Here is a 12,966-nt window from a genome sequence, read left to right as displayed (position 1 = left end):
CTCTATCATAAGCGCCTTTAATGATATTCATGGTGCCGCGCCCTGCAAATAACCCTCTATTGAGGATTAAAGAAGCGAATTATTGCAAAAAGTACTATTTTTACTACACTAATTGTAAATAATTCTTCTAATATGCTGGGATCTTCAAATGAAACTTAAGGGAATGAATGAAGGTTTTTTTGTTTTATTGTTAGCGATCAGTACAGTGGCTTTTATTCTTGTCCTCAAAGCCTATTATTCGGCAATTCTCTGGGCCGCAATACTTGCACTACTATTTTATCCTTTAAAAACGAAGATAAGAGAGATGCTGAAAGATAAAAATGGGCTGGCCTCTTTTATATCCATTATTCTCATCTGTCTGATTGTTTTCATACCCCTTTCTTTAATCACAACTTCGCTTGCAATGGAATGCAATGATTTATTTAACGCCGTTCAACACAACCAAATACCTTTTGCCACCATTTTTAATGGCGCATTAGACCATCTTCCTAAAAGAATGCAGGAATTTGTTTCCTCACATGATTTAAGCAACACCAATACACTGCAACAAAAATTATCAGATGTATTTATGCGAGGAAGTCAAACGCTTGCCAATAGCGTGCTTTTGATTGGAGAAAGTACTTTCAGCTTCACGGTCAGCTTTGGTATTATGTTATATCTATTATTTTTCTTTTTAAAAGATGGCTCCCATCTCATCAAACTGATCCTCGATTCAATTCCGTTATCTAAACACATAAAACATCATCTCTTTGTTAAATTCGCCGCAGTATCAAAAGCAACGGTAAAAGGAACTGTTATTGTCGCTCTTGTCCAAGGGGCTCTTGGCGCCATGGCATTTTATATCGTTGGTGTTAAAGGGGTTATGCTCTGGGGCGCGCTGATGGCATTTCTTTCACTTATTCCCGCTATTGGTTCAGCCATCATCTGGGCCCCGGTTGCTATTTATTTCTTCTTTGCAGGTGTTGCCTGGAAAGGTTTTTTTCTCGTCGCATTTTTCGTCGTCATCATTGGTCTAGTAGACAATATCCTCAGGCCATTACTTGTGGGTAAAGATACTAAATTGCCTGATTACGTGGTGCTCATCTCCACTCTTGGCGGCATGGCATTCTTCGGTCTTAATGGATTTATCATTGGCCCATTGATAGCTTCCCTCTTTATTGCCTGCTGGAATTTACTTTCCGGCAGAGATCATCAAGGGAACGTTGTGGAAATAGATGAAGATATTATAACTGAAGCCCAAGAAAGCGAAAATCTTCTCGCACAACAACAGATGGATAAAATTGAGAAAAGCGACAACATAAACAAGCCCTAGGTTTATTTGTAATATAAAAATGACCAAACAATATTTTTGCCAAGGACACGGCATCTTCGCTTTCAATCGTGTTCATATGGCATATTTTCTTCCAAAACATGTTCAACATGTATAGCATCATGCGTTATGTGAGGTTGTAAACAATGATTGATGCTGGAGCGTAACGACATGAATTTATTTATGTTTTATTTGGGCGGTAACGCAGGTAGGTCTAATATTGAAGTTCACGACGTGCAGTTTGCCGCAGTGGATACGCCTGAACTGGCCTGGCCGCTTTTACGGGAAGCCTGGTATGGCGACAAAGACAAGATCCATCTTGACGGCTACACAATCATTAATTGGACCGATGGCTATGATGTAACGTTGTCCACCGAACCCTACCAAGGCAAACAGAAGCTCTATTTTGTTAATGCCGGCGGATACCGTCCGGATTCTCTGGCGGAATTGCATGAGTTTGATCTGTTTGTGGCCGAAGATGCCGACGCCGCCAAAAGCCGGGCGCTGGAAACGCTGTTGCGGGGCACCGACCAACAGCACAAGGATAACCTCAAAGACGTCGATGACTGCCTGCTATTGGATAAGGTGGGTGGATTTTATCTGCATCTTCATGAGAACCCCAACGGCGAGCCGGCCAAGCCTGCCTGGCAAGGATATTTACCTATCGGGGCGTGAATGGCGCCTGCCGAATCCAGGCGCGCAGGCGGTGATGATTTAATCATCTGATATGCTATTGGCGGCTTTTTCAATGAGCGCGGCGATCTTGCCTGGCTGCGAAATATACACCGCATGGCTGCCTTTAACTTCCACAACCTGGCTTTTGGCCCTCTTCGCCATATAACGTTCCAGATCGGGGTTGATGGATCTGTCCTGGGTGGCAACCAGTGTCCAGCTTGGCTTAGTCTTCCATGCGGGCGTGCCGAAAATGGCCGCGGCGGGCATCACCTGGGAACGGGCCATAAAACCGGTCTGGCTGCTGGATACATCGGCGGCGAAATCTGCGTGATAAACCTTCGGGTCCAGTTAGAGGAAATGTTCGGAGGTTGTGGTAATGCCTTTACTGGCTGCCGGAATCTTTCCAGCCAGAGTGACTAGGGTTTCTCTTTTTCCCGGCGGGAAGGCGGCAATATAAACCAGCCCCGCCACCTGCGGACGGTTCACAATTGGCGGTGAAACAATGGCAACGTTTGAATAAAGAGATCATTGCATTGTAAATAATATAATTGAAAGAGCATAAACGAGTGATAAATCCAGGGTTCGAAAATAAATAAAATCAAATAGTGGCTCGGGGAATATTATTTAAATGGTTTATTTGTAACCTTGTTGTTTGATATCTTCCAGTCAAGACTTTACACATTGTGTGACAGCTCGACTTTGTGGCAGGTCCTTTGTGTCAATCATCATTGGTGCGGACAAGAGCGCATAATAAACCAGACTGAACGTCTTTTAGATGCGATGCTTTAAGATTCATTGTCGCGCAGGGTTCACTGTGTGCCATGCCTTCATTCGTAAGTGGATTTTCAATGATAGGAAGATGGCAGAGTATATTGAAAACAAAAAGATATTTCAGGCTGCATTTTCAAAGATCATTAAGCAAAATAATAGTTATTATGATTAATATAAGCTTGGTAAGGCATGCCTAATTTTCGCGGGTGAAAAATGTCATTGAGTTTAAAATCGTCTACAAAGCAATATGTGTATAATTCGCTAATTCTTATACAAGGAGAACCTGAACATATTCTTGCATATGCTCTTTACAAAGTGCATAAAAACAGCGTTATTAAACGGGCTCGGCACGAACTATGGAGTGATCCTCAACTTGCGTTACAGCTGAAAAGCCTGCATGATTCGGTAATTCAACAGGAAGGTATGCGGCAACATTTCTATCAGCAGACGAGGGAATTGTCTGAAAAATTCGTTATCGAGACGAAGGAAAGGATCAAAAGAGATGCTGTGTCTGCATATCAGGAAAAGGTTGAGCAGTACCAGAGAATAATCACTCCACCCTGGGTGAAATTTGGTAAATGGCTTGATGGCGGTTTATCAGGGCTTATCGCTTCAATGGCTGTGATAGTCATACTTACCGGTTTAAGCGCGCTATTTCTTGGCAAGGAGGGCAGGACGCAAATAGTGGTCGCGGCTGGAAAAACAATCTTCAAGATCCTGAACTCAGATATTCCCGTGGCGGATCATATAAGTGTAGATAAGTAAAATCAGCCTCTTGCTCTTTTTTAGCCTGACGACCTTAAGCACCTTGACTGGTCCGCGAATTTTTGGATGCAATTAGCTAGCTCTCGAAGGGCCTGGTGGCGAATTCGTCTTAGGGTTAGCCGTTGACCGGTAAAAACTTCTCACCTTGCCGCTTCTTTTTTTAGCCGGGGGCTGTATTCCTCCCCTCTCATTATCGGTCTGCAAGGGCATAAAAAAAATACTGCCTTAAAGCGCGGCGTCGATTTTTATCGGTAGGTTAGTCGGTAGCAGCATATCCAACTGCTGCTGTTTTTCCATAAGGGTATATAACAGCAGCTCCCGGACGTCTTCGTCTTCGATTTTATACGCGGCAAAGGCTAGCGCCCGGCATTGACACTGTACGTCGTCGAAACACAGGTTGGCGGGATCAATAAGGTTTTCCATGGTAAACACCTGATAAAAGTGAGGTGCAGCGTAGATGTTTCATGAGAGGCAAGAAAACAGATACGGTGACCTCAGTTGCGAGTACCACCGCAAAAAATACAATCAATGGCGGTGGCCCAAATCGGGTTCTCACAACCGGGGCTTACTATTTCTCGGCCAGCCCTAAAGCTGCCCGACCTGAGCCACCATTGATGTTACAACAAGCTCTGGCTTGCTGTTCAATGATTACCTAGAAGACGACATAATACAACCAGCATATTATGCCGCCGTAAGCCAACCAGGGAGTGAGAGTCCCTACATTAAAAAAGTAATGCCGGGCTATAATAACGGAATTAATTTGAAGATGGCAAGGGAGAATTAACAAAAATATTAGTTGCTAAGTTAATATAATCAATAGGTTATATTGTTTTTAGATCTGAAAAGGGTTAAGTACAAGTAATAAATTATTTTTCTATAATTATATATGCCTGTATTAATTATCGACATTTTTCCGTGAGTAAATTTAAGTAAATATTCATTCGACTTTCAATTAATAATGTTATTACATCATTTAAATACTCATGCAACTAGTATTATTTTTTCATAAAAATGATTTGGCGTTCTTTATTTTCATAAAAACTGAATTAATGCGTTCACCCACGCAGTTACCCAATTTAATGGAGCAATTTATTATTAGATAAATTTTCCTTGGTCCATAATTGACTAAAATCACAACGGTAGGTATTATACCCACCATGGAAGGCAAGGAAGTCAGATGACCAGCGGAGAACTGATTAAGCGTTTACACGAGGACGGATGGATTATCAGAAAAATGGGTCCAAGAAAAGTGAAAGGAAGCCATGTTACGCTGACCAAACCTGGGTGGATCAAAATTATTACTATCTCTCATCCACGCAAGGACGTATCGAAAGGGCTTATCAAGCAGGTGCAACAGATATCCGGTATCGCATTTATATGACAAAGCGGTGGGATGTGTTTTATGGGAGGGTTCAATGATTTATCCTATTTTTATCTTCAAAACTGATCATGGTTTCGACGGCTACTTCCCCGGCATTGAGGGCTGCTTTTTCGCCAGTGATACATTGGCAGGCGTCAGCAGAGATGCGGAAGAAGCGTTTGCGGTCCATATGGAGGCTTTGATCGAAGAAGGTTATCCGCTTCCCGCACCGCCTAAAGATGCACAATGTTATTTGGGGGATGCAAGGTTGGCCGAGGAGAGCGGCATCTTGGGATTTGTGGACATCGATCCGGCGAAATATGAGCGTAAGGCGGTGAAATTCAACCTCACCATGCCGCAGAATTTACTCACGGCAATTGACAGGTATATTACCACCAGCCGCCATTACAAGAGCCGTAGCCAGTTTCTGTCTGAATTGGCGAGAGAGAAAATTGCTCTCTGATGGCTTTCCCTTCGTCGATCGTGCTGCAAACCCGGGCGGCATTGGGTGAAGTTGATATCCTGGTGAATAACGCCGGTATTGCCAAGGTGCAGGATTGGCAGGATATCATGCCGGAAGATTGGGGGGTGGTGCTGGCGGCTAATCTCACCTCGTCCTTCCTGATGTCCCTCGCGGTATTGCCCGCCAGCTCAAGGCAGCTGCCGGCTGATAGAGAAGTTACGTTATACGCCATAGCCCAGCACTCGCTCCGCCCGTGTATAGCAATTTGATATACGTTAGGTTATGATGTTTGTATAGCAATCCGCTATACGGGGTGAATGAGTGATGAGAATAGCGAGAACAGATGTGAAAGAAACGCCCATCAATATCAGGGCAAAAGCGTCACAGCGGGAACTTATCGATATGGCAGCCAATTTGCTGTCAAAATCACGCACTGATTTTGTTCTTGATGCGGCATGCCGGGAGGCGCAGGAAGTGTTACTGGATCAACGATTATTTGTGATTGACGAAGAGCGATTCAGCGCTTTCATTGACGCCATTGAAAAGCCTGTTTCTGTCAATGAGAGATTACATGCACTGCTGGATAGGAAATCGCCGTGGGAATAGCTGTACCCGAATTGCTGGCTTCCCAGCATATTATTGTGGATTTTCATTGTTCAGAGCCGTCATTGGATGAATGGCTGAAACGGAAAGCGCTAAAAAACCAGACCATTGGCGCATCCAGGACCTTTATCATCTGCGAATTGGGCACCAAGCAGGTCATTGGTTTTTACGCACTGGCAACCGGTAGTGTGCAGCGACAAACCCTATCCGGAGCGTTGAGGCGTAATATGCCCGAGCCTATCCCCGTCTTAGTCTTGGGGCGTTTGGCGGTAGATGAACGTTACCATAGACTGGGTCTTGGCGTGGGATTGCTAAAAGACGCAGTTTTACGCGCCCGGCAAGTCGCTGAGCAGGTTGGCACCAAAGCGTTGTTGGTTCATGCGTTGTCTGATGATGCCCACGCTTTTTATCGGCATTGGGGCTTTATTCCCTCAGAAATACAGCCAAGCACACTACTGTTACCTTTATGGTGATAAACTCTTAGCCTCTGTCCAGGCTAATTTGCTTGAGACTGATGGATGACTGCTCCAGCAAGTTCTCCAGTGCTATAAATACCGTATCGACGCTGATTGAGCGCACGTCTTGATCATTGTTTTGCAAGATTTTGTGGGGAACGTGCCACGGCGCCCAGTGGCCGGGATCGCTATCGCCGAATAGGGCCACGGTCGGCTTGCCCAAGGCGGCCCCGACATGCATTGCGCCGCCGTCGCTGCTGACAAGGAGATCGCATAAAGACATGGCGGCGAAGAGTTCAGACAGCGTTACAGTCGGGATGGGAATGATGGGTAAATCCTTGCATGCCTCAGCGATATGATGGGCTTTTTCATCGTCGCCAGGGTGGCGTGGGTTGTCTGAATGTCCTGGAGACCATAATAAAAGCAACTGGCAGGGTATGGCTTTTGCGATGCGAACCGCCAGTTGAATAAAGCTTTCCGCCGGCCAACGCTGCGTCACTTTACGCGAACTGATTTGCAAGGCTATCACTACTCTTTCACTGGAGACGCCGTAACGCTGCCGATACATGGCGATCAGCGCGGCATCTGCATACAGTTCCAATCTTCCGGGACGTGACGAGATATCCAAAGGCTCCAGCATATGATGGAACAAATCGACAAAATGCACATAAGGAGAAGGAGACTGGGGGATCAAATCGGTGATTTTGGGATGTGTCCGTTTACCCAAGGCGATTATACGTTTCGCTTTTGAGAAAGCGGCCCAATGTAATGCACGTTTATCCCAGGTCCCTTTACCGATAATGGCTACATCATATCCAGCCTTCTTTATTTCAAAGAGTAATTTGATACGCGAAAGTATTATCCTTATTACAGAAAATTTACTGTTTCTATGGTGGGTCTTTGTATAGGAATATGTTTTCGATATATGAGGATTACCTTTTAGGACCTCGGCGTTGTAGCTGTTTACCAGCACATCGACTTGACAATGCAAAGTTTCCGACAAAGCGCTCATCAGCGGAGTTGTAAGGATCGTGTCACCAATATTATCCCTGCAAATTACTAACACTTTCATTATGTACCTATATGTAAAATACCAGGCTGTTAGTAGCCTAATTATTATTAATGTTTCATTCAATATTTAATGCCGTTGGTTAACGGCGCCAAGGGGCTTATCGGTAGCAAGTATTTCTGACCTAAAAGAATAAGATAGAAACTACTCTTTCACAAAATAAATGTGAATAGTTTTATTGTATTTTTCGTGCGGGGTTTAGTTCGGATTTTGAATTGAATTGTGAATATGAGTATCAATTAAATTTTTAAGTCTGCGTAGTATTAAGCGAGGGTGATGTTTCGCGCGCCCCAGCGCAGGCACGTGGCAAGTGGGCATAAGTGCGCATATGCCATACCGCGATTGACGCCAAACCCGGAGGCATAAAATAACCGCCTTGATAAATGAGAAGGGCGGGGGTAAACCTGCTTTACCCCTAACCTGACGGGTGGTGAGTTAGAATTTTCTCTCATCCCGGTAGGGCAGGTCACTCCGGGTCAGCCCGATATCCCGTAATTGACCATCGTGCATCGCCATCAAGGCCTTGCGATCGCGCCTATGGGCCCGCCAAAATTTATAGCGGTGAAATAACGCAGCCCAGTACGCAAAGCATTTTACGGTGATGGGCGTTACTTTGCCGCCGCTGGCGGCTTTGTCGAAAATGCCGTCGCTGTTATCTGCTTTATCGACGATATGGTCGCTGCCGATGCTTTCGGCTTTATCGGCGATATTGTCGGCGTCATAGCGGGTTAAATAATTCTTTTGCAATGAATTTTTCATGGCTGTTGTCCACTCGGAATCGATGTCAATAGCATGAATCTTTTGGACAAAAGAGAGTAGATTCAATTGATTAGTGCTTTAATAGATACAGATGGCACAACCATGACACATTGTGTTATTTATAGGGGTAATCTGTACTCTTTTCAGTTTTTATTACACCTTTACCGGTGGTGAGTTGATACCCGCTTATGGCTATGACGCGTTACCAAAATCTGGCTTCCATACTGAGCCAACGTATTGAACAAGGGTTGTATCCCGTCGGTGTCCGGCTGCCGTCCATCCGGGTGCTTAGCAAGGAACACGGGGTCAGCATCACCACCGTGCAGCAGGCCTACCGCGAGTTGGAAGACCAGCAGTTGGTGGAGGCGCGCCCCAAATCCGGCTATTTTGTTTCGCCGTTGAAAACCCGTCCCGAACTGCCCGCGATATGCTCGATGTGTCAGTGCTCGCTGTCGATTCCGCAGTGGGATCAGGTGCTGGAGATGGTGGCCCCGCTCAAGGACGGGGAAATCACCTTCGTGTCGGCCGCCCCCGATGTCAGCGTCAGCAGCCTGAAGCCGCTGACGCGGGCATTAAGCCATTTGAGCCAGCGGCACGATCTCCGCACCCTCAGTTATGATGATGTCATGGGGTCTATCGAACTGCGTGAGCAAATCGCCCGGCTGCTTATCGACAGCGGCAGCCATATGGATGCGAGCAATATCATGATTACCAATGGCTGCCGTGAAGCGCTGTCCATCGCCGTTCGTTGCGTCTGCGCGCCGGGGGATATCGTCGCGGTGGAGAGTCCGAGTTTTCACGGCAGTTTACAGCTTCTGCACGGGTTGGGTATGAAGGTGCTGGAAATCCCCACCGACCCGGTGACCGGCATCAGCGTCGAAGCGCTGGAACTGGCGCTGGATCAGTGGCCGGTTAAAGCCATTATGGTGACGCCCACCGCCCATAATCCCTTGGGTTACAACATGCCCCTCGAGCGCAGGAAAGCGTTGTTAAAGCTGGCCCAACGTTATGATGTGGTCATCGTTGAAGACGATGTGTACGGCGAACTCTCTTACCATTATCCCCGGCCCGCCACGATTACCTCCATGGATGATGAGGGTCGGGTATTGTTATGCAGCTCATTTTCCAAAACGCTGGCCCCGGGCCTGCGGGTGGGCTGGATAGCGCCGGGTAGTTATATGAAGCGCGCCGTCCATATGAAATATACCGGCTCCGGGTCCACCGCCAGCCTGACGCAGCTGGCCATTGTGGATTTTATCAAACAGGGCCATTACCTGAAACATGTCCGACGTATGCGCGGCCAGTATCAGCGCAATCTTGATATCATGACCGGCTGGATAACAAAATATTTTCCCTGCGGCACCCGTATCAGCCGCCCTCAAGGGGGATGTTTGCTGTGGGTCGAGCTGGATAATGGCATTGACACCCAACATTTGAACGCCCTGTTGGCGGAGCGGAACATCAGCATAGCCGTCGGAGCGGTGTTTTCCACCGCCGGAAAATTTCACAGCTGCATGCGGATAAATTATTCCCACACATTAACCGCCGAAATTGAAAATGCCATACGGCAGATAGGTGTTGTCATAAACCAGCTCTTGGTCCCTTAATAAGGCTATACTCTTGCTTATGTATATCTTGATGGCTGTGTTTTGATCGCTTTGTGTCGTCCTGGCTTTTTCGGGTTATGTTAAGGAATTGCTAACGACGGTAAATGTTTGTCAAATAGCGGTTTTTAAGATATTTCGTGATCCATATCGCGCCTATTTTATCTATTATTATTGCATTACTGGCTATACAAGCAGTTTGTCATGGGGAACATGAATATGAAAAAAACAACATTGGCAATGGTGATGACGCTGATCGCTACCAGCTCCTGTCTTCCCATTGCTTCCTTCGCCGATGACCATGGCGGCGGTCCGCAGGATCAGCAATGGCATCAAAAAGGCCATGAAGGACAACGGGGCCATGAAGGACCTCAGGGTCATGACGGACACGGTGGGCCTCAGCATGGTAATTTTCATGGCCGCGAACGGGATCATTTTGCCGCCAACGGCCACGACTTCCGACGCGGACGCCCGTTACCCCCTGAATATCGTAACGAGCATTATCGTGTCCATGATTGGCGTCAACGTGGCTTGTATGAACCGCCTCGCGGCGAACAATGGGCTTACGTGAACGGTAACTATGTGCTGGTTGCCGTGGCGACGGGGATTATCACCTCCATTCTTATCGGCAATGCCTTAAATAATTAATTTCTCACCATCTACACCGTTGCTTTCAACGCGAGCCGATGTGAATCACATCGGCTTTTTTTTTCAGTGTTTTCCCGCCCGCAAAAACTGCCCCCGGCATTATAGATCCCCGTTCCCATATGCGTTATCGATGGACTTACGGCGCTGGATACGTTTCATCCAAATCCTCTCTTAGGCCTGATCTCCTGAACATGCTCATAACTACTATGGCGTGATCTCTTTCTCGGTACTGGTTGGCTAAGCCGATAAAAGAATCATTTTATTCATTTACACTAAGTATAAAATTATTCATAATAAAAAAACTGAAATAAACAATACTACCGGAGGGCACGATGTCTTCAAAGGATACGCTTGAGTTTCATGTACCTGAGCTGGAGCTGACGTTCAGAGTAAAACTTCTGACCGATGAAAACCCCGATGTGGTCCAGCAAGTGCTGGCGCAGCTGCCGCTGCACAGCATGTTGGGCCATGTGGTCATTTCCGGCGAGGCCGTTTGGATGCCGACCCGCATTGTGCATCTCGGCCGCAGCAATATGGTGCCGCGCTCTCCGGGAGCGGTGTATCTCTACGCGCCCGGGCAATCGATCTGCCTGACCTATGGCCGCATTACCGAGAGCGCGCGGGTGAATAAATTCGGTGAGGTCTTTGCGGAAGATCTGCCTGCGCTACAGCGGCTTGGCGCTCACGTCTGGGAACATACCGTTGCGCAACCACGGCGCAATACCGTTGAAATCATTGTGAGGAAGGCTGCCTGATGTCTAACATCACGAAATTTGAAGGTCATTGGCGTGACGCAAAAGCCATTATCGAGAAAGAAATCGATCGTGTCTGGCTGCATGAACCGGAAGAAATACAAAAAATTCGCTGGGGTATTATCGACAGCGGCGCTGGCAGCGGCGAACAGTCCTTTTCGGTATTGGTGCACCTTGAGGCCTATTTGATGCTGGTGGGCGCCGATGTAATGTATCGTTTCCTGAAAATATCTCAATACGACGATATGCAGTTGCCTACGCTCAATCGTATTACCCGGGAATTTTTAACCGCGACGTTTAACGTATTTGAATTCATGACCGATCTCGGTCTGACCAATATGCATGCCATGGGGCAGATGTATTCCGATGCACTGGATACCCTGGCCAGCAAAGAGGAATACATTGAGCTTACCGGTGCGATGATGACCTATGTTATTCGCATGCATCGCTGGATCCATTACATTTTCCCGTGGAACCTCGGCGTGGCTTTCCCGCACCGCAAGCCGGAGGAGTTGCTGGCCATGGCCAAAGTGCTGCCGGTGATTTAATTTACCCTGAAATTCAGAGTATTGTATCTTAGGGTACAAAAAATGTGGTTAACGAAGGGGTGCAGTCCGGTAGCAGTTGATACTAAATTTGTATAGACTGCAGGCTGAATTAAAGGGTGATTAGCATGGCTGAAAGTGTATTCGTCCACCACGTCGATACTCTTCGCACAGGAATAACAATGGCTGACAGTGAGTTTAACAAAGACATCAACATTCCTATTCCTGATATGCCAGGCGTCACCGCTATCAGCTCACAAAATGAGCGGCAGGCCATTTATGCCGAGCTGGAGCGGCGTGCCCAGGGCCAGCGTCTCACGCCGGCACAGCGGCGGATTGCCCAATGCCTGATCGAAAACAGCAATGAGATCGGCTTTCTTTCCAGCCTGGAGCTGGCAAAGCTGGCCAATGTCAGCCAGCCCTCCGTGACCCGTTTTGCCACGTCTCTTGGTTTTGGCGGCTATCTTGAAATGCGCCGGCATCTGCGCTCCGGCCTGAGCGTCACCGAAGCCCGGCCGGAAACCCTGACCAATCGCTATCAGGCGGCGGCGCAGGCGGAAATGCACAACCTTGAAGAACTGGGGAAAATGCTTGCCGACGAAGGCCTGATTGATTCCTTCGGCGAGGCCCTTGCTTCATCCCGGCCCCTGGCTGTCCTCGGACTGCGTGCTTCCAGCGGCCTGGCGGCGCAATTTTCCTATTTCGCCGCGAAGGTACATCCCGATGTCCGGCTGCTGACCGGCGGGGGATCCATTAATGAAGACCAGCTTGAGCAGGTAAAAGCCGCCGGCGGCAAAACCGTGCTGGTCTTCATGATGCCGTTGTATCCACGGGAAACGGTGCGGGCCATGGAGTTCGCCCGGGAAATCGGCATGTCCGTCGCCCTGGTGGCGGATGCCGGTTTGGCGGATTACTCCCGCTGGTCGGATAGATTGCTGCAGGTGCCGATCAATACCAGCCTGGTATTTGATTCCTATTCCGCCCCTGCCGTCATTGTGTCAGTGCTGCTGGACGCGATGTGTAATCATATGAAAAACGAGGCGGAAAGTCGTCTGGATCACCTTGATCACTCTTCGCGCAAGCGCAAGGTATTTACCGGCTAGCGTTAGGCCGACTGACTTTTTTAAATACAGCCGTGTATCGGCAAAATAATTCATCCTGATATGGCGAAAGACTTTACCCGCCGTA

General features: G+C 47.5%; 17 protein-coding genes. 13 read left to right on the top strand and 4 right to left on the bottom strand.

Annotation, left to right across the window (positions count from 1 at the left end):
- The first annotated feature begins 148 nt into the window (after positions 1-148).
- Together HB631_RS09150 and HB631_RS09145 are read left to right on the top strand one after the other, a co-directional pair.
- Positions 149-1,312: an AI-2E family transporter gene (locus HB631_RS09150; RefSeq protein WP_213990830.1), complete on the top strand. Its 1,164-nt coding sequence runs from the start codon at positions 149-151 to the stop codon at positions 1,310-1,312.
- A gap of 168 nt (positions 1,313-1,480) precedes the next feature.
- Positions 1,481-1,984, top strand: a complete 504-nt coding sequence (locus HB631_RS09145; RefSeq protein WP_213990829.1) for a DUF1543 domain-containing protein — start codon at positions 1,481-1,483, stop codon at positions 1,982-1,984.
- 39 nt (positions 1,985-2,023) lie between these two features.
- Here the strand turns inward: HB631_RS09145 and HB631_RS26985 are convergent, their stop codons facing one another.
- A complete protein-coding gene (locus HB631_RS26985; RefSeq protein ID WP_255556898.1) occupies positions 2,024-2,269 on the bottom strand; it encodes an alpha/beta hydrolase in 246 nt (81 codons plus the stop codon).
- Between the two features lie 699 nt (positions 2,270-2,968).
- Here HB631_RS26985 and HB631_RS09135 point away from each other — a divergent pair.
- On the top strand, positions 2,969-3,520 hold the full coding sequence (locus HB631_RS09135; protein ID WP_213990828.1) for a hypothetical protein: 552 nt from the start codon (positions 2,969-2,971) through the stop codon (positions 3,518-3,520).
- Positions 3,521-3,745: 225 nt separating this feature from the next.
- On the opposite strand, the gene HB631_RS09130 is transcribed toward HB631_RS09135, so the two are convergent.
- Positions 3,746-3,943 carry a hypothetical protein gene (locus HB631_RS09130; protein WP_213990827.1) on the bottom strand — a complete coding sequence of 66 codons (198 nt, stop codon included), beginning with the start codon at positions 3,941-3,943 and terminating at the stop codon, positions 3,746-3,748.
- A gap of 754 nt (positions 3,944-4,697) precedes the next feature.
- On the opposite strand from HB631_RS09130, the gene HB631_RS09125 reads away from it, so the two are divergent.
- From HB631_RS09125 to HB631_RS09105, 5 genes are read left to right on the top strand one after another with little or no spacing between them, the layout of a single operon-like run.
- Positions 4,698-4,901: a type II toxin-antitoxin system HicA family toxin gene (locus tag HB631_RS09125; protein WP_213990826.1), complete on the top strand. Its 204-nt coding sequence runs from the start codon at positions 4,698-4,700 to the stop codon at positions 4,899-4,901.
- A 34-nt stretch (positions 4,902-4,935) separates the two neighbouring features.
- Positions 4,936-5,343, top strand: coding sequence for a type II toxin-antitoxin system HicB family antitoxin (locus HB631_RS09120; protein WP_213990825.1), 408 nt, complete (start codon positions 4,936-4,938; stop codon positions 5,341-5,343).
- Complete coding sequence (locus tag HB631_RS09115; protein WP_213990824.1) at positions 5,343-5,612, top strand: SDR family NAD(P)-dependent oxidoreductase; 270 nt, start codon at positions 5,343-5,345, stop codon at positions 5,610-5,612. The genes HB631_RS09120 and HB631_RS09115 overlap by 1 nt, the downstream gene beginning before the upstream one ends.
- Positions 5,613-5,667: 55 nt before the next feature.
- Positions 5,668-5,949, top strand: coding sequence for a DUF1778 domain-containing protein (locus tag HB631_RS09110; RefSeq protein ID WP_213990953.1), 282 nt, complete (start codon positions 5,668-5,670; stop codon positions 5,947-5,949).
- Complete coding sequence (locus tag HB631_RS09105) at positions 5,940-6,419, top strand: GNAT family N-acetyltransferase (RefSeq protein ID WP_213990823.1); 480 nt, start codon at positions 5,940-5,942, stop codon at positions 6,417-6,419. Before HB631_RS09110 ends, HB631_RS09105 begins: the two co-directional genes overlap by 10 nt.
- A gap of 7 nt (positions 6,420-6,426) precedes the next feature.
- Here the strand turns inward: HB631_RS09105 and HB631_RS09100 are convergent, their stop codons facing one another.
- Both HB631_RS09100 and HB631_RS09095 read right to left on the bottom strand, forming a co-directional pair.
- The gene (locus tag HB631_RS09100; RefSeq protein WP_213990822.1) at positions 6,427-7,473 is read right to left on the bottom strand and encodes a glycosyltransferase family 9 protein; all 1,047 of its coding nucleotides are present in this window, start codon (positions 7,471-7,473) and stop codon (positions 6,427-6,429) included.
- A 432-nt stretch (positions 7,474-7,905) separates the two neighbouring features.
- Positions 7,906-8,229 carry a DUF1127 domain-containing protein gene (locus tag HB631_RS09095; RefSeq protein ID WP_213990821.1) on the bottom strand — a complete coding sequence of 108 codons (324 nt, stop codon included), beginning with the start codon at positions 8,227-8,229 and terminating at the stop codon, positions 7,906-7,908.
- A gap of 194 nt (positions 8,230-8,423) precedes the next feature.
- On the opposite strand from HB631_RS09095, the gene HB631_RS09090 reads away from it, so the two are divergent.
- From HB631_RS09090 to HB631_RS09070, 5 genes are all read left to right on the top strand, one after another.
- Complete coding sequence (locus HB631_RS09090; RefSeq protein ID WP_213990952.1) at positions 8,424-9,836, top strand: PLP-dependent aminotransferase family protein; 1,413 nt, start codon at positions 8,424-8,426, stop codon at positions 9,834-9,836.
- A gap of 216 nt (positions 9,837-10,052) precedes the next feature.
- A complete protein-coding gene (locus HB631_RS09085) occupies positions 10,053-10,481 on the top strand; it encodes an RcnB family protein (RefSeq protein WP_213990820.1) in 429 nt (142 codons plus the stop codon).
- Between the two features lie 332 nt (positions 10,482-10,813).
- The gene (locus tag HB631_RS09080; RefSeq protein ID WP_213990819.1) at positions 10,814-11,236 is read left to right on the top strand and encodes a DUF3830 family protein; all 423 of its coding nucleotides are present in this window, start codon (positions 10,814-10,816) and stop codon (positions 11,234-11,236) included.
- Positions 11,236-11,781, top strand: coding sequence for a hypothetical protein (locus HB631_RS09075; protein WP_213990818.1), 546 nt, complete (start codon positions 11,236-11,238; stop codon positions 11,779-11,781). The genes HB631_RS09080 and HB631_RS09075 overlap by 1 nt, the downstream gene beginning before the upstream one ends.
- Positions 11,782-11,960: 179 nt before the next feature.
- Positions 11,961-12,881: a MurR/RpiR family transcriptional regulator gene (locus tag HB631_RS09070; protein ID WP_213990817.1), complete on the top strand. Its 921-nt coding sequence runs from the start codon at positions 11,961-11,963 to the stop codon at positions 12,879-12,881.
- The last annotated feature ends 85 nt before the right edge of the window (positions 12,882-12,966 follow it).

Source organism: Sodalis sp. dw_96, from assembly GCF_018449575.1.
Taxonomy (GTDB): domain Bacteria; phylum Pseudomonadota; class Gammaproteobacteria; order Enterobacterales; family Enterobacteriaceae; genus Acerihabitans.
This window is presented reverse-complemented; position numbering and strand designations above follow the sequence as displayed.